The sequence below is a fragment of the Staphylococcus sp. GDY8P57P genome (assembly GCF_017892585.1).
Taxonomy (GTDB): domain Bacteria; phylum Bacillota; class Bacilli; order Staphylococcales; family Staphylococcaceae; genus Staphylococcus; species Staphylococcus borealis.
Genome location: NZ_JAESLK010000017.1, coordinates 39,306 through 59,819, shown reverse-complemented (window position 1 = coordinate 59,819; position 20,514 = coordinate 39,306). Strand labels below are relative to the sequence as shown.

The following is a 20,514-nucleotide window of genomic DNA, read 5'->3' as shown; positions in this document are numbered from 1 at the left end:
TATATGCTATTTGGTAGATTAACTGAACGTGCACAACGTGTCTTAGCACATGCGCAAGAAGAAGCTATACGTTTAAATCATTCTAATATAGGTACAGAACACTTACTACTTGGCTTAATGAAAGAGCCAGAAGGTATAGCCGCTAAAGTATTAGAGAGTTTCAATATTACCGAAGACAAAGTGATTGAAGAGGTTGAGAAATTAATCGGCCATGGACAAGATCAAACAGGAACATTGCATTATACACCTAGAGCCAAGAAGGTAATTGAACTTTCAATGGACGAAGCTAGAAAGTTACATCATAATTTTGTAGGTACAGAACATATTTTACTAGGTTTAATTCGTGAAAATGAGGGCGTAGCTGCGCGTGTATTTGCTAATCTAGATTTAAATATTACAAAAGCGCGTGCTCAAGTGGTTAAAGCATTAGGAAGTCCTGAAATGAGCAATAAAAACGCTACAGCAAATAAATCAAATAATACACCTACATTAGATGGATTAGCACGTGATTTAACTGTGATTGCCAAAGATGGAACACTAGATCCTGTTGTGGGTAGAGACAAAGAAATTACGCGTGTGATTGAAGTATTGAGTCGTCGTACTAAAAATAACCCAGTACTAATTGGCGAACCTGGGGTAGGTAAAACTGCAATTGCAGAAGGTCTTGCACAGGCGATTGTTAATAATGAAGTGCCTGAAACATTAAAAGATAAACGTGTCATGTCACTTGATATGGGAACAGTTGTAGCAGGTACTAAATATCGTGGTGAATTTGAAGAACGTTTGAAAAAAGTAATGGAAGAAATCCATCAAGCTGGTAACGTTATTCTATTTATTGATGAATTGCACACATTAGTTGGTGCTGGAGGTGCAGAAGGCGCAATTGATGCATCAAATATATTAAAACCAGCATTAGCTCGTGGTGAATTACAATGTATTGGTGCTACAACATTAGATGAATACCGTAAAAACATCGAGAAAGATGCAGCGTTAGAACGTCGTTTCCAACCAATTCAAGTTGATGAACCTTCTGTTGAAGATACAATCGCAATTTTAAAAGGATTACGAGATCGTTATGAAGCGCATCATCGTATTAATATTTCTGATGAAGCACTTGAAGCAGCTGCTAAATTAAGTGATCGCTATATATCTGATCGTTTCTTGCCTGACAAAGCAATTGATTTAATTGACGAAGCAAGTTCAAAAGTAAGACTGAAAAGTCATACAACACCTAACAACTTGAAAGAAATTGAGCAAGAAATTGAAAAAGTGAAAAATGAAAAAGACGCTGCAGTTCACGCTCAAGAATTCGAAAATGCGGCTAATTTACGTGATAAACAAACGAGACTTGAAAAACAATATGAAGATGCTAAAAATGAATGGCAAACAACGCAAGGTGATAAGTCTACATCACTATCTAAAGAAGATATTGGCGAAGTGATTGCAGGCTGGACAGGCATACCACTTACAAAAATCAATGAAACAGAGTCAGACCGATTATTGAATCTTGAACAAACATTACATGATAGAGTGATTGGTCAAAATGACGCTGTAACATCTATAAGTAAAGCAGTACGTCGTGCACGTGCAGGATTGAAAGACCCTAAACGTCCAATCGGTAGCTTTATCTTCTTAGGACCAACTGGTGTAGGTAAGACGGAACTAGCTAGAGCGTTAGCAGAATCAATGTTTGGCGAAGAAGATGCAATGATTCGTGTTGATATGAGTGAGTTTATGGAAAAACATGCAGTGAGCCGTTTAGTTGGAGCGCCTCCTGGCTACGTAGGTCATGATGAAGGTGGCCAATTAACTGAAAAAGTTAGACGTAAACCTTATTCAGTTATTTTATTTGATGAAATTGAAAAGGCACATCCAGATGTGTTTAACATCTTATTACAAGTGTTAGATGATGGTCATCTAACGGATACTAAAGGACGTCAAGTTGATTTCCGTAATACTGTGATTATTATGACATCAAATGTTGGTGCACAAGAATTACAAGATCAACGCTTTGCAGGTTTCGGTGGTGGCTCTGACGGTCATGACTATGAAACGATTCGCAAGACAATGATGAAAGAATTGAAAAATTCATTCCGTCCAGAATTCTTAAACCGTGTAGACGACATCATCGTATTCCATAAACTTTCTAAAGATGAATTGAAAGAAATTGTTACAATGATGGTTAATAAATTAACACAACGTCTTTCTGAACAAGATATTAATATTGTAGTAACCGACAAAGCGAAAGAGAAAATTGCGGAAGAAGGTTATGATCCAGAGTATGGTGCACGTCCATTAATCAGAGCGATTCAAAAAACAGTTGAAGATAACTTAAGTGAATTAATTTTAGATGGCAACCAAATCGAAGGTAAAGAAGTCGTTATTGATCATGATGGCGATGAATTCAAATATAATATCAACGAAAAAAAATAATAATGTTTCAGATTCAGACGAAGATAGTGACGTAACTGAAACAGAAGTATAATTTAATAAAATGATCGTTAGGCCTAGCTATTTTTTAGGATAGAAATAGTATAGGGCTATAACGCAAAGTACGTGCTAACTAATGAAGGTGAGATAATGTTTATATAGTACGTTTCTTAGCACTCGTCATTTATCTGGGAGTGGGACATGAATTCGTAATGGATTCTGTTCCACTCCTATTACTTTTTGAAATATAATGTAGTGATTTCAACTGAAATAAAATGATTATCTATATACATCATTTTGAACAATAAATAGCAACATATTTATATAAAATGCTTAAGTTTACATTTGTCATTGTGCAACGTTACATATAAAATAGATTTGTTCAAAGAAAAATCGGAGGTGCAATTTTGGCCAAAAAGAAAGTGATTTTTGAGTGTATGGCTTGTGGCTATCAATCTCCAAAATGGATGGGAAAATGTCCTAATTGTGGTTCATGGAATCAAATGGAGGAAATTGTTGAAAAAGCTTCAAATCCCAAACACGGCGTTAAGACATCAACATCTAGCGCAAAGGTCCAGAAATTAAATGATATTAAGAATGAAGTAACGCCAAGAGTTCAGACAGAATCAAAGGAATTTAACCGCGTTTTAGGTGGTGGTATTGTAAGTGGTTCTTTAGTGTTAATAGGTGGAGATCCTGGTATTGGGAAATCAACACTATTACTACAAATTTGTGCATCACTATCACAAAAATTAAATGTACTGTATATTACGGGTGAAGAATCACTTAATCAAACTAAATTACGGGCTGATCGTTTAGATGAAGATTCTAGTAATTTAAACGTGCTGGCAGAAACGGATTTAGAAGTGATATATCAAACGGTTCAACAAGCACAGCCAGATATTTTAGTGGTCGATTCGATCCAAACCATATATCATCCAGAGATTAGTTCGGCACCTGGCTCTGTATCTCAAGTTCGAGAAAGCACGCAGAGTTTGATGAATATTGCCAAACAAATGAATATCGCCACATTTATCGTTGGTCATGTAACCAAAGAAGGTCAAATTGCAGGACCGCGTTTATTAGAACATATGGTTGATACTGTGTTGTACTTTGAAGGAGATGAGCATCATGCTTATCGTATCTTGAGAGCAGTTAAGAACCGTTTTGGTTCTACTAATGAAATGGGCATATTTGAAATGAAACAAAGCGGATTGAAAGGGGTACATAATCCATCAGAAATGTTCTTGGAAGAGCGGTCTACTAATGTGCCTGGATCAACGATTGTAGCAACGATGGAAGGTACGCGACCATTGCTAATAGAAGTTCAAGCGTTAGTGACACCTACCACATTTAATAACCCTAGACGGATGGCTACAGGAATTGATCATAATCGTTTGAGTTTATTAATGGCAGTATTAGAGAAAAAGGAAAATTATTTATTACAACAACAGGATGCTTATATTAAAGTGGCAGGTGGTGTTCGATTAACAGAACCAGCAGTTGATTTAAGCGTTATTGTAGCGACAGCTTCAAGTTTCAAAGATAAAGCAGTGGATGGACTTGATTGTTATATTGGAGAAGTAGGTTTGACTGGTGAAGTGAGACGTGTTTCTCGAATTGAGCAACGTGTTCAAGAAGCGGCTAAATTAGGGTTTGAACGAGTTGTAATTCCACAAACCAATATTGGTGGATGGCAATTCCCTGAAGGTATTAAAGTAGTAGGCGTCTCTACTGTACATGAGGCACTTAAATATGCTTTTAAAGCGTAACATAAGCTGAAAAAGAGGTGAGACTTTTGAAAGTATTAAAAGGCATTGTAATCATTATATATATTATCTTAGGTATGGCACTTGGTATTTTGCTAATACCTGAAATACTCAAAGATTTTAATATTAATGGTTATCCATTTTTAAATAATTATTATATTGACGGCTTAATAGGTATCATAGTATTTTTCTTGATTTTTGGCTTCTTTATTAATAAAGTAACAAGAACTTTCAAAGCCGTTGAACATTGGATTATGCAACGTAGCGCAGTTGAAATTTTATTTGCAACACTCGGACTTATCATTGGCCTATTTATTTCAGTAATGGCCTCGTTTATTCTAGAAATGATTGGAAATACGATACTGAATCATCTTATACCACTTATTATTACTTTATTGCTATGTTATTTAGGCTTCCAATTTGGTTTGAAGAAGCGTGACGAAATGCTCATGTTCTTGCCAGAAAACATGGCGCGTTCTATGTCTAAAAGTAATATTAGTGCCGTACCTAAACTATTAGACACAAGCGCAATTATCGATGGTCGTATCTTAGATGTCATTCGATGTGGTTTTATCGATGGCGAAATACTTATTCCGCAAGGTGTCATTAATGAACTTCAAGTCGTTGCTGATGCGAATGATAGCGTGAAGCGTGAAAAAGGGCAACGTGGATTAGATATATTAAATGGATTATATGATTTAGATTATCCGACACGTGTGATACATCCACAAAAGTCTCACAGTGATATCGATGAACTATTAGTGAAATTAGCACAGAAATATCATGCGCATGTGATTACTACCGATTTTAATTTAAATAAAGTATGTCACGTTCAAGGAATTAAAGCGTTGAATGTGAATGACTTGTCTGAAGCAATTAAACCAAATGTACATCAAGGCGATCGCATTAATATTCTATTGACTAAAATGGGTAAAGAACCGGGTCAAGGTGTTGGCTATTTAGATGACGGTACAATGGTAGTAGTTGATAATGCGAAACCACTTGTTGGTAAGCATGTAGACTTAGAGGTCATCAGTTTATTGCAAACATCGTCAGGTCGTATTATTTTCGCTAAAAAAGTTGACGATTCGGAATCATGATTCATAGAATATGTTTGATAATGACAATAAAATATGTGTAAAAGACTAGGTTTCATGTGAAACGCTAAATGTTGAGCGTACGCTTTTCAAATAGCAAAGCATGAAACCTATTTATGTAATGTGACTGAATGTGCAACTAAGTGTGGTAAGTGGAAACATGTGACTTATCAAAGTATTGATTTAATGCTACAATAATGAAGAAATGCGAACTTTTATCTAAGATGAATGTAAAGTGGAAAGTTATTCGGAAACACGTCTAAAATGATAGTTTGGAATAACTTTTTTCTAATGGTTTGAAGATGTTTCTGAATGGTGTATGACTGCTCGGTTAAATTACAGAGCGCGTCACCTATATTAGATAAAGCGTATGAATTCGATGGTAAAACAGAATTAATAATTATAGGAGTGAATACGATGAGTGAACGCATTAGAGTGAGATATGCGCCAAGTCCAACTGGATATTTACACATTGGTAATGCAAGAACTGCATTATTTAACTATTTATTTGCTAAACATTACGATGGTGATTTCGTAGTGCGTATTGAAGATACAGATAGTAAACGTAATCTTGAAGATGGTGAGTCATCTCAATTTGATAATTTGAAATGGTTAGGTTTAGATTGGGATGAATCTATCGATAAAGATAAAGGTTATGGTCCTTATCGTCAATCTGAACGCGGTGACATCTATAACCCACTTATCCAGCAATTATTGGATGAAGATAAAGCTTATAAATGTTATATGACTGAAGAAGAACTTGAAAAAGAGCGTGAAGAACAAATCGCACGTGGTGAAATGCCTCGTTATGGTGGCCAACACGCACATTTAACTGAAGAGGAACGTCAACAATTTGAAGCTGAAGGACGACGCCCATCAATTAGATTCCGTGTGCCTCAAGATCAAACGTATACGTTTAATGACATGGTGAAAGGTGAAATTTCATTCGATTCAAATAACATAGGAGATTGGGTTATCGTTAAAAAAGACGGCATACCTACGTATAATTTTGCTGTAGCCATCGATGATCACTATATGGAAATTTCTGATGTTATTCGTGGGGATGACCATGTTTCTAACACACCTAAACAACTTATGATTTATGAAGCGTTTGGTTGGGAACCACCACGCTTTGGTCATATGTCATTAATTGTTAATGAAGAACGCAAAAAATTAAGTAAACGTGATGGTCAAATTTTACAATTTATCGAGCAATATCGTGACTTAGGTTACTTACCAGAAGCATTATTTAACTTTATTACTTTATTAGGTTGGTCTCCAGAAGGCGAAGAAGAAATCTTTTCTAAAGAAGAATTTATTAAGATCTTTGATGAGAAACGTCTTTCTAAATCACCAGCAATGTTCGATAGACAAAAATTAGCTTGGGTTAATAACCAATATATGAAAACGAAAGATACGGATACTGTATTTGAACTTGCATTACCGCATCTTATCAAAGCTAATTTAATCCCAGAATCTCCAAGTGAAGCTGATAGAGAATGGGGTCGCAAATTAGTTGCACTTTACCAAAAAGAAATGAGTTATGCAGGCGAAATTGTACCGTTATCTGAAATGTTCTTCCATGAAATGCCTGAATTAGGTGAAGAAGAGCAAGAGGTTATTAATGGGGAACAAGTACCAGAATTAATGTCACATCTATATGGTAAATTAGAAGCTTTAGAACCATTTGAAGCGGGTGACATCAAAAAGACAATTAAAGAAGTACAAAAAGAAACAGGTATTAAAGGTAAACAATTATTCATGCCAATTCGTGTTGCCGTAACAGGTCAAATGCATGGTCCTGAATTACCAAATACTATTGAAGTACTAGGTAAAGACAAAGTATTATCACGATTAAAAAAATACGTGTAAATGGTGTAAAGCATATACGTGAACAAGATGAACATTTCATTTAGCTAACACTTGAAATTTTACATTAAAGCAAATATGATAAAGTTAAACATGGCAAAGTCATGTTAATATTGATATTACAAGCGCAAAGGATTAGTAAATATTAGACTATGATTTCAGAGAGTGTACGGTCGCTGCGAGTACACCATAGACGATATTGAATGCACCTTTGTTTGATTAACTAAATAAAGTAAATGAGTATGATAAAGTTAACTTTCTCACCTATCGGTAGGGTGAAGGACTCGCTTAATTTTATCTAGAATACAGAGTGGAACCGTGCAGTAGCGCCTCTAGCATCTTAGTGTTAGGGGCGCTATTTTGTTTATCTATTATGTATGTCAGTAGTGTGTATATTGATTTTGATAAATTTTTAACTTTTTAAAAAACTGAGGGGGCGACAGTCTTGATAAAAAGAATTAGAGACGATGTGAAAATGGTGTTTGAACAAGACCCAGCAGCGCGTACAACATTTGAGGTGATTACAACTTATGCTGGATTACATGCAGTATGGAGTCATCTAATTGCGCATAAACTTTATAATAAAAAACGTTATGTACTTGCGAGAATCATATCTCAAGTATCACGTTTCTTTACAGGGATTGAAATACATCCAGGTGCTAAAATTGGCAAACGCTTATTCATAGACCATGGTATGGGCGTTGTCATTGGTGAAACTTGTACAATTGGTGATAATGTAACTATTTATCAAGGTGTCACATTAGGTGGTACAGGTAAAGAAAAAGGGAAACGTCATCCTGATATAGGCGATAACGTATTAATCGCAGCTGGGTCAAAAGTGCTAGGTAATATTCAAATTGATTCAAATGTAAATATTGGTGCGAATTCAGTAGTATTACAATCTGTTCCAAGTTATACGACTGTCGTCGGTATTCCGGGACATATTGTTAAACAAGAAGGTAAACGTATTGGTAAAACATTTGATCATCGTAATTTACCTGACCCATTATTTGAACAAATTAAGCAACTAGAAAAGCAACTAGAAAAAGCTAAGAACGGAGAGATTAAAGATGATTACATTATATAATACTTTGACACGTCAAAAAGAGACATTTGAACCGATCGAACCAGGTAAGGTGAAAATGTATGTTTGCGGTCCGACGGTATACAATTACATTCATATTGGTAATGCGCGTCCAGCTATTAATTATGATGTGGTGCGTAGATATTTCGAATATAAAGGGTATGAAGTGATTTATGTTTCAAATTTCACTGATGTAGACGATAAATTAATTAACCGTTCGAAAGAATTGAATGAGAGTGTGCCAGATATTGCAGATAAATATATTAAAGCATTTTATGAAGATGTTGGCGCATTAAATGTTAAGAAAGCTACTTCAAATCCTCGTGTAATGAATCATATGGACGAAATTATTGATTTTATTAAAGATTTAGTTGACGACGGTTATGCCTACGAGAGTGATGGCGATGTATACTTTAGAACGCGTCAATTTGAGGGGTACGGTAAATTAAGTCATCAGTCATTAGATGATTTAAAAGTAGGCGCAAGAATTGAAGCTGGAGAACAAAAAGAAGATGCGCTAGATTTCACATTATGGAAAAAAGCAAAACCTGGTGAAATTAGTTGGGAAAGTCCTTTTGGTGAAGGACGTCCAGGTTGGCATATTGAATGTTCTGTAATGGCGTTTCACGAATTAGGTAAAACAATTGATATTCATGCCGGTGGTTCTGATTTACAATTCCCACATCATGAAAATGAGATTGCCCAATCAGAAGCACATAATCACGCGCCATTCGCAAATTACTGGATGCATAACGGCTTTATAAATATTGATAACGAAAAAATGAGTAAATCATTAGGTAACTTTATTTTAGTTCATGACATCATTAAAGAAGTAGATCCTGATGTATTGCGATTCTTTATGATTAGCGTACATTATAGAAGTCCTATTAATTATAATTTAGAACTGGTTAATGCAGCTAAGAGTGGTTTAGAGCGTATCCGAAATAGTTATCAATTGATAGAAGAACGTGAAACGATTGCGACAGATATTGTTGACCAATCTAATTATATTGACCAAATCGATGCTATTTTAGAACAATTTGAGACTGTTATGGATGATGATTTCAATACTGCCAACGCAGTTACTGCTTGGTATGATTTGTCTAAACTTGCGAATAAATACGTTTTAGAAAACAATACATCTACGCAAGTCATTTCAAGATTTAAAGAAGTTTATCAAATATTCAGTGATGTGCTCGGTGTGCCACTTAAAGGTAATGAATCAGATATGTTACTTGATGAAGATATTGAAAAACTCATCGAAGAACGTAATGAAGCGCGTAAAAATAAAGACTTTGCACGTGCAGATGAAATTAGAGATATGCTTAAAGAACAAAATATTATACTAGAAGATACGCCACAAGGTGTACGCTTTAAACGTGGATAGTATGGATATTAAATTATTAAATCCTTTAACATTAGCCTACATGGGTGACGCAGTATTGGACCAGCACGTGCGTGAATATATTGTTCTTAAATTACAAAGTAAGCCCAATCGATTACATCAAGTTTCGAAAAGTTATGTGTCTGCTAAAAGTCAGGCACAAACTTTAGAAACATTGTTTGAAATGAATTGGTTCACTGATGAAGAACAAGACATTGTTAAAAGAGGTCGCAATGCCAAAAGTCACACTAAGGCTAAAAATACAGATATTCAAACTTACCGTAAAAGTTCTGGGTTAGAAGCAGTCATTGGATTTTTATATTTAGATCATCAAGAAGAAAGATTGAAAAATTTACTTGATATGATTGTACAAACAGTCAATGAAAGGTAGTGAAGACAGTGGAAGATATCGTAATTGTCGGTAGACATGCTGTTAAAGAAGCGATTGTTTCTGGCCATACAATTAATAAAATTTGGATTCAAGAAGGTATTAGAAAGCAACAAATTAATGATATTTTACAAAATGCAAAAGCACAAAAATTAATTGTGCAAACTGTGCCAAAATCCAAATTAGATAATTTAGCAAATGCACCTCATCAAGGTGTCGCTGCACTGATTGCCCCATATGAATATGCGGATTTTGATCAATTTATACAATCGCAAAAAGATAAAGAAGGTTTATCAACGGTTGTAATTTTAGACGGATTGGAAGACCCACATAACTTAGGTTCAATATTAAGAACGGCAGATGCTAGTGGTGTTGATGGTGTTATTATCCCTAAAAGACGTTCAGTTGCGCTGACACAAACTGTAGCTAAAGCATCCACTGGTGCAATCCAACACGTTCCGGTTATGCGTGTTACAAATTTAGCTAAAACCATTGATGAATTAAAGGAACATGGCTACTGGGTGGCTGGTGCTGAAGCGGATAATGCCACAGACTATAGAGATATGGCGGCGGATATGCCATTAGCTATCGTTATAGGTAGTGAAGGTCAAGGTATGAGTAGATTAGTTAAAGATAAATGTGATTTTTACATCAAGATACCAATGGTTGGACATGTGAATAGTCTTAATGCATCTGTAGCTGCGAGTCTAATGATGTATGAGGTCTATCGTAAACGTCACCAAATTGAGGACAACGCATGAAAGATAGATATTTAATTATTGATGGCTACAATATGATTGGACAGTCACCGGAACTCGGTAAGATTGCAAAGCATAATTTGCAAGAAGCACGCGAACAATTATTAGATGCCATTGCTAACTATAATGCTGTTGTCGCTGATGAAGTTGTATGTGTGTTTGATGCATATGAACAATCAGGTATAGAAAGAGAATACATTTATCATGGTGTAAAAACAGTGTTTACTAAAGAAAAAGAAACAGCAGATAGCTATATCGAACGTTATGTTTATAACCTATATAACAAACACACAACACATATTACCGTTGTAACGAGTGATATGAGTGAGCAACATGCCATATTTGGTGCTGGCGCATATCGAGTATCTTCGAGAGAAATGTGGCGTGATTTAAAAGAGAATGAAATCACGGTCAGTAAGTCTTTGGATAATTTCACAGAAAGTAAACCGAGAACTCGAATTTCATTATCAAATGATGTATTTGCAGAATTTGAAAAAATAAGACGCGGGAATCATAACAAAGATTGAAATTGCCCACTTGTCTTTTGAAAATAACATCGTATAAACTTTCTCTAACTTAATTTGAAAGGGAAGGTTTATGGCGCATCAATTCAAACAACTAGAGGAGACATTTAAAGCGTTTCAAAATAGTCATTGCAGTCTCGAACGAGAAAGATTATTTATAGAAATAGTAAATCATATACAACCGAAGCTTATTCAAAAGTTTAAAAGTTCTAGAGTGCAGAATGAAGAAATAGAAGATTTAGTACAAGAATCACTAATCAGAATTTACTTAGCACTCCATACATTTGATTTTAGTACGAATGTTCCTTTCGAACACTATTTAAACTGTATTGTACGTTCAATGCGAAATGATTTTTGGAGAAGAAAGTATACCGAAATGAATAAACGAGATAGTATGATTAATGACTATGTCATCGAATATAGATTGAACCAATCTATCAAACGTATTGAAGAAGCATGTATGTTACATGAGCAACGTAAAATGCTTACGCGTAGTTTAACAGCACTAAGTCAGTTTGAACGTTGTGTAGCACAATTACTAATGTCTGATTATACGCCTAATGAAATTGCGAAACATTTAGGTATTAAAGATAAAGTGGTTTACAATAGTATTCAACGTTGTAAAATAAAAATGAAGTGTTATTTATTGAAGCATCATTCGTAAGTTGTAATAGCATTTATATAGCGGTGCTAGTTTGACATTTAATGTTTGATTTATGTATAGTATACTGGTATTAAAATGAGCAAAGGTGAACTGAATTGAAAAAAGTACCTTTAATTTGTGAAGTTTGTGGTACAAGAAACTATAATGTACCGAAAAAAGAAACTTCTGCAACGAGATTAGAATTAAAAAAATATTGTTCGAGATGTAATGCGCATACGATTCACAAAGAGTCTAAATAATAGTGAAACGATTACTATTAGAGGTAGCGGTTAACTAACTGTGAGTATGGAGGTAATTTTGATGGCTAAAGATAAGGGCACAAACAAAGAAAAAGATAGTTTCTTCCAAGGCGTTAAAAGTGAAATGGAAAAAACAAGTTGGCCAACAAAAGAAGAACTTTTTAAATATACTGTAATTGTAGTTTCTACAGTAATCTTCTTTATGGTCTTTTTCTGGGTGTTAGATATAGGTATTGGTAATTTAATTGAATTATTTAGATAAGAATAAGGAGTGACAACATGTCTGAAGAGGTTGGCGCAAAGCGTTGGTATGCTGTGCATACGTATTCTGGATATGAAAACAAGGTTAAGAAGAATTTAGAAAAAAGAGTAGAATCAATGAATATGACAGAACAGATTTTTAGAGTTGTCATACCTGAAGAGGAAGAAACACAAGTTAAAGATGGGAAAGCTAAAAAACTACTTAAAAAAACATTCCCTGGTTATGTACTTGTAGAATTAGTAATGACTGATGAATCTTGGTATGTAGTACGTAATACACCAGGTGTTACAGGATTCGTTGGTTCAGCTGGTGCAGGCTCTAAACCAAATCCATTACTTCCTGAAGAAATGAGATTCATCTTGAAACAAATGGGATTGAAAGAAAAAACAATTGATGTTGAATTAGATGTCGGTGAACAAGTTCGTATTAAATCTGGACCATTTGCTAATCAAGTAGGAGAAGTTCAAGAGATTGAACCTGACAAGTTCAAATTAACAGTATTGGTTGATATGTTCGGAAGAGAAACACCAGTTGAAGTTGAATTTGATCAAATCGAAAAATTATAATCAAGTAATTATGGAAAAATATTGAACAACTAAAAAGATGAAATTTTACTATTGCTTTTTAAGTTGGTTCAGTGTTAAAATAATGTGGTCGCGTTTTTATAGCGCTCATTTCGTCACGAAATGTTTATGAGTGGGAGGGCAAAACTGAGCCCTGTGACCACATCACGATATCAAGGAGGTGCACATCGTGGCTAAAAAAGTAGAAAAAGTAGTTAAATTACAAATTCCTGCAGGTAAAGCGAACCCAGCACCACCAGTTGGTCCAGCATTAGGTCAAGCAGGTGTGAACATCATGGGATTCTGTAAAGAATTCAACGCACGTACGCAAGAACAAGCAGGTTTAATCATTCCGGTAGAAATCAGTGTTTATGAAGATCGTTCATTTACATTCATTACTAAAACTCCACCGGCTCCAGTACTACTTAAAAAAGCAGCTGGCGTAGAAAAAGGTTCTGGTGAACCTAACAAAACTAAAGTTGCTACAGTAACTAAAGATCAAGTACGTGAAATTGCTCAAACTAAAATGCAAGACTTAAACGCTGCAGACGAAGAAGCAGCTATGCGTATTATCGAAGGTACTGCACGTAGTATGGGTATCACTGTACAATAATTAAAGAATATTAAGTTAGTTTAATTTTGAAATAAACTGATAGACGATAGCAGGTAACAGAAATGACAACGACAATATTGTCTATGATTGGTCTGGGTGACTAGTAATTTCTTAGGAGATTGCTCAAACATTAGACATTCATCTGTTATCTGCTCTTAACTTGTGTTAGACACAAGTAAGCGTGGGAGGAAATTCCGCTAAAACCACTAAAGGAGGAACAATAAATGGCTAAAAAAGGTAAAAAGTATCAAGAAGCAGCTAATAAAGTTGATCGTACTAAACACTATAGTGTTGAAGAAGCAATCAGCTTAGCTAAAGAAACAAGCATTGCTAACTTTGACGCATCAGTTGAAGTTGCTTTCCGTTTAGGAATTGATACACGTAAAAATGACCAACAAATCCGTGGTGCAGTAGTGTTACCAAACGGAACTGGTAAATCACAACGTGTATTAGTATTTGCTAAAGGTGACAAAATCACTGAAGCAGAAGAAGCAGGCGCAGATTACGTAGGTGAATCTGAATACGTACAAAAAATCCAACAAGGTTGGTTCGACTTTGACGTAGTAGTAGCTACTCCAGACATGATGGGCGAAGTTGGTAAATTAGGTCGTGTATTAGGACCTAAAGGTTTAATGCCAAACCCTAAAACTGGTACAGTAACTATGGACGTTAAAAAAGCTGTTGAAGAAATCAAAGCTGGTAAAGTTGAATACCGTGCTGAAAAAGCTGGTATTGTACATGCTTCAATCGGTAAAGTTTCATTTAGCGATGAAAAATTAGTAGAAAACTTCAAAACGTTACAAGATGTTTTAGCTAAAGCTAAACCATCATCAGCTAAAGGTACTTACTTCAAATCTGTTGCTGTAACTACAACAATGGGTCCTGGAGTTAAAGTTGATACTTCATCATTCAAATTATAATTAAGTGTAAACTTATTGAAAATAGAACCTGTGACTTTTTGAAAGTCGCAGGTTATTTTTATGTATAGATATAAATTAAGTTCTGTAAAAGTGTCGCATGAAAATGATGCGTAAAACATCTGTATGCACAGGCTATTAAAAGCCATCTATATACATTAGTGGTCGTATGTGGATTTAACATAACGCTTAATTTCTACAATGCCTATAACTTTTGCTCGGTTGATTACAAAAAAATTGAAAAAGTTATTGACATATTACAACAATGAGGTTATATTATTTATTGTGATTATTTTACCTAAGACAGTAGGAGTTAACCATTAACTTAAAACATCATCCTGCCGAGGCTAAAATTGACTTGAACGTGTGATCATATAAATGATCTTTCAAGCGCTTTTTGCCGTGGGTAGAAAGTGCTTTTTTTATTGAGAAATTTAAAAAGCACCAAAAATAAAAATGGAGGTGTCTGAATGTCTGCTATTATCGAAGCTAAAAAACAACAAGTTGATGTTATTGCTGAACAACTTAAAAATTCAGTTTCAACTGTTATCGTCGACTACCGTGGCTTAACTGTTGCAGAAGTAACTGAATTACGTTCACAATTACGTGAAGCTGGTGTTGAATATAAAGTTTATAAAAACACTATGGTTCGTCGTGCAGCTGAACAAGCAGGTATCGAAGGCTTAGATGAATTCTTAACAGGTCCTACAGCTGTTGCAACTTCAACTGAAGATGTAGTAGCACCAGCGAAAGTTATCGCAGGATTTGCTAAAGAACATGAAGCTTTAGAAATCAAAACAGGCGTTATGGAAGGTAACCTTATTTCAGCAGAAGAAGTTAAAACTGTTGGTTCATTACCTTCACACGATGGTCTTGTTTCTATGCTTTTATCAGTATTACAAGCTCCAGTACGCAACTTTGCTTATGCGGTTAAAGCTGTTGGAGAACAAAAAGAAGAAAGCGCTAAATAATTGCGCATAAAATTTTAAAATAATTGGAGGAAATATAAAATGGCTAATCAAGAACAAATCATTGAAGCAATTAAAGAAATGTCAGTATTAGAATTAAACGATTTAGTAAAAGCAATTGAAGAAGAATTTGGTGTAACAGCAGCAGCTCCTGTAGCAGCAGCTGGTGCAGCTGGTGGCGGAGACGCAGCAGCAGAAAAAACTGAATTTGACGTTGAGTTAACTTCAGCTGGATCTTCAAAAATCAAAGTTGTTAAAGCAGTTAAAGAAGCAACTGGCTTAGGCTTAAAAGATGCTAAAGAATTAGTAGATAACGCTCCTAAAGTAATCAAAGAAGGCGTTGCTAAAGAAGAAGCTGAAAAACTTAAAGAACAATTAGAAGAAGTTGGAGCTACTGTAGAATTAAAATAATTCTAGTATCTTAACTTAATATCGAAAGTTAGTGTATTCGATGTATTTATAACAATACATTGATATAATTAACTTGAATTCTTTGAGAAATTAAAACCCCGTTATCACGATAACGGGGTTTTACTTCATTTTCTAGTAAAATAAAGATGAACAATGAAAAAAGAGGTGGCGTTATGGGACACTATTATGATGAAAATCCTGATGTACAAAGTGATGAAAGAGTCATTCACTATCATTACCATCAACATCAATTAAATCTAACTACAGATGCAGGCGTATTCTCAAAAGCGCAAGTAGATTTTGGATCAGATACTTTAGTACAAACCTTTTTAAATGAACATCCTCCTGGTCCAAGTAAAGCAATTGCTGATGTCGGGTGTGGCTATGGTCCGATTGGATTAATGATTGCTAAAGTTTCACCACATCATCAAATTACCATGGTTGATGTTAATCATCGTGCGTTAAGTCTTGCTGAAAAGAATAAAAAAGCAAATCAAATTGATAACGTCATTATTAAGGAAAGCGATGGTCTATCGCAATTGAAGGATTGTCTTTTCGATTATGTGTTAACAAATCCTCCTATTAGAGCTGGAAAAGAAGTTGTTCATCGTATTTTCGAAGAAGCATATCAACAGCTCAATGCTCAAGGTGAGTTGTACGTTGTGATTCAAAAGAAACAGGGTATGCCTTCTGCTAAGAAGAAAATGGAAGAGATTTTTAATAATGTCGAAATTGTTAATAAGAACAAGGGATACTACATTTTGAAAAGCCGAAAAGGTTGATTTCAAAGTTGTATTCTGATATAGTTATAAAATGTAAAAATTTATGTTCAATAAGTGTGTACTTTTACGCGAAAAGAGTATGATAAACAAGAATAAACGTAGAATCGAAAATGGTGTCATCAACTGTGTTGCCGTTTTCTTTTTGTCTTGTTATACGAAATTTTCATGCGTATTGGTTCATCACACAATATTTGAGGGGTGAATCTGTTTGGCAGGTCAAGTTGTCCAATATGGAAGACATCGTAAACGTAGAAATTATGCGAGAATTTCAGAAGTATTAGAATTACCAAACTTAATAGAAATTCAAACTAAATCTTACGACTGGTTCCTAAAAGAAGGTTTATTAGAAATGTTCCGTGATATCTCTCCAATTGAAGATTTCACAGGTAACCTTTCATTAGAATTTGTAGATTATCGATTAGGTGAACCAAAATATGATTTAGAAGAATCAAAAAACCGTGACGCTACTTATGCTGCACCTCTTCGTGTTAAAGTACGTCTAATAATTAAAGAAACTGGCGAAGTTAAAGAACAAGAAGTATTCATGGGTGACTTCCCATTAATGACAGATACAGGTACATTTGTAATCAATGGTGCAGAACGTGTAATCGTGTCTCAATTAGTACGTTCACCATCCGTTTACTTCAATGAGAAAATTGACAAAAACGGTCGTGAAAACTACGATGCAACAATTATTCCTAACCGTGGTGCATGGTTAGAATATGAAACGGATGCGAAAGATGTAGTATATGTACGTATTGATAGAACACGTAAATTACCGCTAACAGTATTATTACGTGCTTTAGGTTTCTCTCACGATCAATCAATTATTGATTTATTAGGAGACAGTGAATACTTACGTAATACACTTGAAAAAGACAGCACTGAAAATACTGAACAAGCATTATTAGAAATATACGAACGTTTACGTCCTGGTGAGCCACCAACAGTTGAAAATGCGAAAAGTTTATTATATTCACGCTTTTTCGACCCTAAACGTTATGATTTAGCAAGTGTTGGTCGTTACAAAGCAAATAAAAAGTTACACTTAAAACACCGCTTATTTAACCAAAAATTAGCAGAACCAATCGTCAATAGCGAAACTGGTGAAATTGTTGCTGAAGAAGGTACAGTATTAGATCGTCGTAAATTAGACGAAATTATGGAAGTTTTAGAAACAAATGCTAATAGTGAAGTGTTTGAATTAGAAGGTACAGTTATTGATGAACCTGTTGAAATTCAATCAATTAAAGTTTACGTTCCAAATGATGAAGAAGGTCGTACAACTACTGTAATTGGTAATGCTTTACCTGATTCAGAAGTTAAATGTATTACACCAGCAGATATCATTGCGTCAATGAGTTATTTCTTTAACTTGTTAAATGGTATTGGTTATACAGACGACATTGACCATTTAGGTAACCGTCGTTTACGTTCAGTTGGTGAATTATTACAAAACCAATTCCGTATCGGTTTATCAAGAATGGAACGTGTTGTGCGTGAAAGAATGTCAATTCAAGATACAGATTCAATCACACCACAACAATTAATTAATATCCGTCCTGTAATTGCTTCTATTAAAGAGTTCTTCGGTAGCTCTCAATTATCACAATTCATGGACCAAGCTAACCCGTTAGCTGAGTTAACACATAAACGTCGTCTATCTGCCCTAGGACCTGGTGGTTTAACACGTGAACGTGCTCAAATGGAAGTGCGTGACGTTCACTACTCTCACTATGGACGTATGTGTCCTATCGAGACACCAGAGGGACCAAACATTGGTTTGATGAACTCACTTTCAAGTTATGCACGTGTGAATGAATTTGGTTTCATTGAAACACCATATCGTAAAGTAGACTTAGACACTAACTCTATTACAGATCAAATCGACTACTTAACAGCTGATGAAGAAGATAGCTATGTAGTAGCCCAAGCGAACTCTCGCTTAGATGAAAATGGCCGTTTCTTAGATGATGAAGTAGTATGTCGTTTCCGTGGTAATAACACAGTTATGGCCAAAGAGAAAATGGACTACATGGACGTATCTCCTAAACAAGTAGTATCAGCTGCGACAGCATGTATCCCATTCCTTGAAAACGATGACTCTAACCGTGCCTTAATGGGTGCGAACATGCAACGTCAAGCAGTACCATTGATGAACACTGAAGCACCATTTGTTGGTACAGGTATGGAACATGTTGCTGCACGTGACTCAGGCGCTGCAATTACTGCTAAACATAGAGGTCGTGTTGAACATGTTGAATCTAAAGAAATCTTAGTTCGTCGTTTAGTAGAAGAGAACGGCATTGAACATGAAGGTGAATTAGATCGCTATCCATTAGCTAAATTCAAACGTTCAAATACAGGTACTTGTTATAACCAACGTCCAATTGTTACAGTTGGCGACGTTGTTGAGTACAATGAAATTTTAGCTGACGGACCATCTATGGAATTAGGTGAAATGGCGTTAGGACGTAACGTTGTAGTTGGTTTCATGACTTGGGACGGTTACAACTATGAGGATGCTGTTATTATGAGTGAACGTCTAGTAAAAGATGACGTTTATACTTCAATTCATATTGAAGAATATGAATCAGAAGCGCGTGATACTAAACTAGGACCTGAAGAAATCACTCGTGACATTCCAAACGTGTCAGAAAATGCACTTAAAAACTTAGATGATCGTGGTATTGTCTACGTTGGTGCTGAAGTTAAAGACGGTGACATCTTAGTAGGTAAAGTAACGCCTAAAGGTGTGACTGAGTTAACAGCTGAAGAAAGATTATTACATGCTATCTTCGGTGAGAAAGCACGTGAAGTACGTGATACATCATTACGTGTGCCTCACGGTGCCGGTGGTATCGTTCTTGATGTTAAAGTGTTTAATCGTGAAGAAGGCGATGATACTTTATCACCAGGCGTTAACCAATTAGTACGTGTATACATCGTACAAAAACGTAAAATCCATGTTGGGGATAAAATGTGTGGTCGTCATGGTAACAAAGGGGTTATCTCTAAGATTGTTCCTGAAGAAGATATGCCTTACTTACCAGATGGACGTCCTATCGATATCATGTTAAACCCACTTGGTGTACCATCTCGTATGAACATCGGACAAGTATTAGAACTACACTTAGGTATGGCTGCTAAAAACTTAGGCATCCATGTTGCATCTCCAGTATTCGATGGTGCGAACGATGATGATGTATGGTCAACAATCGAAGAGGCAGGTATGGCACGTGACGGTAAAACAGTCTTATACGATGGTAGAACAGGTGAACCATTCGATAATCGTATTTCTGTTGGTGTTATGTACATGCTTAAACTTGCACACATGGTTGACGACAAACTTCATGCGCGTTCAACTGGTCCATACTCACTTGTAACGCAACAACCACTTGGTGGTAAAGCACAATTCGGTGGACAACGTTTTGGTGAGATGGAGGTATGGGCACTAGAAGCTTATGGTGCTGCATACACATTACAAGAAATCTTAACTTACAAATCTGACGATACTGTAGGACGTGTTAAAACTTACGAAGCTATCGTTAAAGGTGAAAACATCTCTAGACCAAGTGTTCCAGAATCATTCCGTGTATTGATGAAAGAATTACAAAGTTTAGGTTTAGATGTCAAAGTTATGGATGAACATGATAATGAAATCGAAATGGCGGATGTTGATGATGAAGATGCAACTGAGCGCAAAGTAGATTTACAACAAAAAGATGTTCCTGAAACACAAAAAGAAACTACTGACTAATTAGAAATAGAAGTTATCTAACATAAGGGATA

General features: G+C 35.4%; 18 protein-coding genes, 1 pseudogene and 1 other annotated feature. All 19 genes and pseudogenes read left to right on the top strand.

What is annotated here, in order from left to right; all coding sequences use genetic code 11:
- The first annotated feature begins 3 nt into the window (after nt 1-3).
- The 19 genes and pseudogenes from KA878_RS05150 (at nt 4) to rpoB (ending at nt 20,482) form a co-directional block, all read left to right on the top strand.
- Nucleotides 4-2,485: pseudogene (locus KA878_RS05150) on the top strand (ATP-dependent Clp protease ATP-binding subunit).
- A 352-nt stretch (nt 2,486-2,837) separates the two neighbouring features.
- The gene (radA, locus tag KA878_RS05145) at nt 2,838-4,202 is read left to right on the top strand and encodes a DNA repair protein RadA (RefSeq protein WP_053031005.1); all 1,365 of its coding nucleotides are present in this window, start codon (nt 2,838-2,840) and stop codon (nt 4,200-4,202) included.
- Nucleotides 4,203-4,276: 74 nt separating this feature from the next.
- Entirely contained in the window at nt 4,277-5,299 is a 1,023-nt protein-coding gene (locus KA878_RS05140) for a PIN/TRAM domain-containing protein (RefSeq protein WP_398577043.1), read from the top strand.
- A gap of 414 nt (nt 5,300-5,713) precedes the next feature.
- A complete protein-coding gene (gltX, locus tag KA878_RS05135; RefSeq protein ID WP_156305013.1) occupies nt 5,714-7,168 on the top strand; it encodes a glutamate--tRNA ligase in 1,455 nt (484 codons plus the stop codon).
- Nucleotides 7,169-7,610: 442 nt separating this feature from the next.
- Complete coding sequence (gene cysE, locus KA878_RS05130; RefSeq protein WP_070854635.1) at nt 7,611-8,252, top strand: serine O-acetyltransferase; 642 nt, start codon at nt 7,611-7,613, stop codon at nt 8,250-8,252.
- A complete protein-coding gene (gene cysS / locus KA878_RS05125) occupies nt 8,236-9,636 on the top strand; it encodes a cysteine--tRNA ligase (protein WP_053031010.1) in 1,401 nt (466 codons plus the stop codon). The genes cysE and cysS overlap by 17 nt, the downstream gene beginning before the upstream one ends.
- A gap of 1 nt (nt 9,637) precedes the next feature.
- Nucleotides 9,638-10,024, top strand: a complete 387-nt coding sequence (locus KA878_RS05120) for a Mini-ribonuclease 3 (RefSeq protein WP_107630137.1) — start codon at nt 9,638-9,640, stop codon at nt 10,022-10,024.
- An 8-nt stretch (nt 10,025-10,032) separates the two neighbouring features.
- Nucleotides 10,033-10,782, top strand: coding sequence for a 23S rRNA (guanosine(2251)-2'-O)-methyltransferase RlmB (gene rlmB / locus KA878_RS05115; protein WP_070854632.1), 750 nt, complete (start codon nt 10,033-10,035; stop codon nt 10,780-10,782).
- The gene (locus KA878_RS05110) at nt 10,779-11,306 is read left to right on the top strand and encodes an NYN domain-containing protein (RefSeq protein WP_193839732.1); all 528 of its coding nucleotides are present in this window, start codon (nt 10,779-10,781) and stop codon (nt 11,304-11,306) included. The genes rlmB and KA878_RS05110 overlap by 4 nt, the downstream gene beginning before the upstream one ends.
- A gap of 70 nt (nt 11,307-11,376) precedes the next feature.
- On the top strand, nt 11,377-11,967 hold the full coding sequence (locus KA878_RS05105) for a sigma-70 family RNA polymerase sigma factor (RefSeq protein ID WP_193839731.1): 591 nt from the start codon (nt 11,377-11,379) through the stop codon (nt 11,965-11,967).
- A 95-nt stretch (nt 11,968-12,062) separates the two neighbouring features.
- Nucleotides 12,063-12,206: a 50S ribosomal protein L33 gene (gene rpmG / locus KA878_RS05100; RefSeq protein ID WP_080365550.1), complete on the top strand. Its 144-nt coding sequence runs from the start codon at nt 12,063-12,065 to the stop codon at nt 12,204-12,206.
- Between the two features lie 61 nt (nt 12,207-12,267).
- The gene (gene secE / locus KA878_RS05095; protein ID WP_011276726.1) at nt 12,268-12,468 is read left to right on the top strand and encodes a preprotein translocase subunit SecE; all 201 of its coding nucleotides are present in this window, start codon (nt 12,268-12,270) and stop codon (nt 12,466-12,468) included.
- A gap of 17 nt (nt 12,469-12,485) precedes the next feature.
- On the top strand, nt 12,486-13,034 hold the full coding sequence (gene nusG / locus KA878_RS05090) for a transcription termination/antitermination protein NusG (protein WP_053031020.1): 549 nt from the start codon (nt 12,486-12,488) through the stop codon (nt 13,032-13,034).
- Nucleotides 13,035-13,221: 187 nt separating this feature from the next.
- Nucleotides 13,222-13,644 carry a 50S ribosomal protein L11 gene (gene rplK, locus KA878_RS05085; protein WP_001832298.1) on the top strand — a complete coding sequence of 141 codons (423 nt, stop codon included), beginning with the start codon at nt 13,222-13,224 and terminating at the stop codon, nt 13,642-13,644.
- 224 nt (nt 13,645-13,868) lie between these two features.
- Complete coding sequence (gene rplA / locus KA878_RS05080; protein WP_053031022.1) at nt 13,869-14,564, top strand: 50S ribosomal protein L1; 696 nt, start codon at nt 13,869-13,871, stop codon at nt 14,562-14,564.
- A gap of 276 nt (nt 14,565-14,840) precedes the next feature.
- Nucleotides 14,841-14,993, top strand: a sequence feature (ribosomal protein L10 leader region).
- Between the two features lie 38 nt (nt 14,994-15,031).
- Nucleotides 15,032-15,532: a 50S ribosomal protein L10 gene (rplJ, locus tag KA878_RS05075; RefSeq protein WP_210142071.1), complete on the top strand. Its 501-nt coding sequence runs from the start codon at nt 15,032-15,034 to the stop codon at nt 15,530-15,532.
- Between the two features lie 39 nt (nt 15,533-15,571).
- Entirely contained in the window at nt 15,572-15,940 is a 369-nt protein-coding gene (gene rplL / locus KA878_RS05070) for a 50S ribosomal protein L7/L12 (protein ID WP_011276720.1), read from the top strand.
- A 173-nt stretch (nt 15,941-16,113) separates the two neighbouring features.
- On the top strand, nt 16,114-16,722 hold the full coding sequence (locus KA878_RS05065; protein WP_193839921.1) for a class I SAM-dependent methyltransferase: 609 nt from the start codon (nt 16,114-16,116) through the stop codon (nt 16,720-16,722).
- A gap of 208 nt (nt 16,723-16,930) precedes the next feature.
- The gene (gene rpoB, locus KA878_RS05060) at nt 16,931-20,482 is read left to right on the top strand and encodes a DNA-directed RNA polymerase subunit beta (RefSeq protein ID WP_210142070.1); all 3,552 of its coding nucleotides are present in this window, start codon (nt 16,931-16,933) and stop codon (nt 20,480-20,482) included.
- Nucleotides 20,483-20,514 lie beyond the last annotated feature (32 nt).

Bases quoted from the DNA above. Each gene is read 5' to 3' on its own strand.
- KA878_RS05065 (WP_193839921.1), top strand. From the start codon at position 16,114: ATGGGACACTATTATGATGAAAATCCTGATGTACAAAGTGATGAAAGA.
- rplJ (WP_210142071.1), top strand. From the start codon at position 15,032: ATGTCTGCTATTATCGAAGCTAAAAAACAACAAGTTGATGTTATTGCT.
- KA878_RS05105 (WP_193839731.1), top strand. From the start codon at position 11,377: ATGGCGCATCAATTCAAACAACTAGAGGAGACATTTAAAGCGTTTCAA.
- nusG (WP_053031020.1), top strand. From the start codon at position 12,486: ATGTCTGAAGAGGTTGGCGCAAAGCGTTGGTATGCTGTGCATACGTAT.
- KA878_RS05120 (WP_107630137.1), top strand. From the start codon at position 9,638: ATGGATATTAAATTATTAAATCCTTTAACATTAGCCTACATGGGTGAC.
- KA878_RS05110 (WP_193839732.1), top strand. From the start codon at position 10,779: ATGAAAGATAGATATTTAATTATTGATGGCTACAATATGATTGGACAG.
- cysS (WP_053031010.1), top strand. From the start codon at position 8,236: ATGATTACATTATATAATACTTTGACACGTCAAAAAGAGACATTTGAA.
- rplA (WP_053031022.1), top strand. From the start codon at position 13,869: ATGGCTAAAAAAGGTAAAAAGTATCAAGAAGCAGCTAATAAAGTTGAT.
- secE (WP_011276726.1), top strand. From the start codon at position 12,268: ATGGCTAAAGATAAGGGCACAAACAAAGAAAAAGATAGTTTCTTCCAA.
- gltX (WP_156305013.1), top strand. From the start codon at position 5,714: ATGAGTGAACGCATTAGAGTGAGATATGCGCCAAGTCCAACTGGATAT.
- KA878_RS05140 (WP_398577043.1), top strand. From the start codon at position 4,277: ATGGCACTTGGTATTTTGCTAATACCTGAAATACTCAAAGATTTTAAT.
- rplL (WP_011276720.1), top strand. From the start codon at position 15,572: ATGGCTAATCAAGAACAAATCATTGAAGCAATTAAAGAAATGTCAGTA.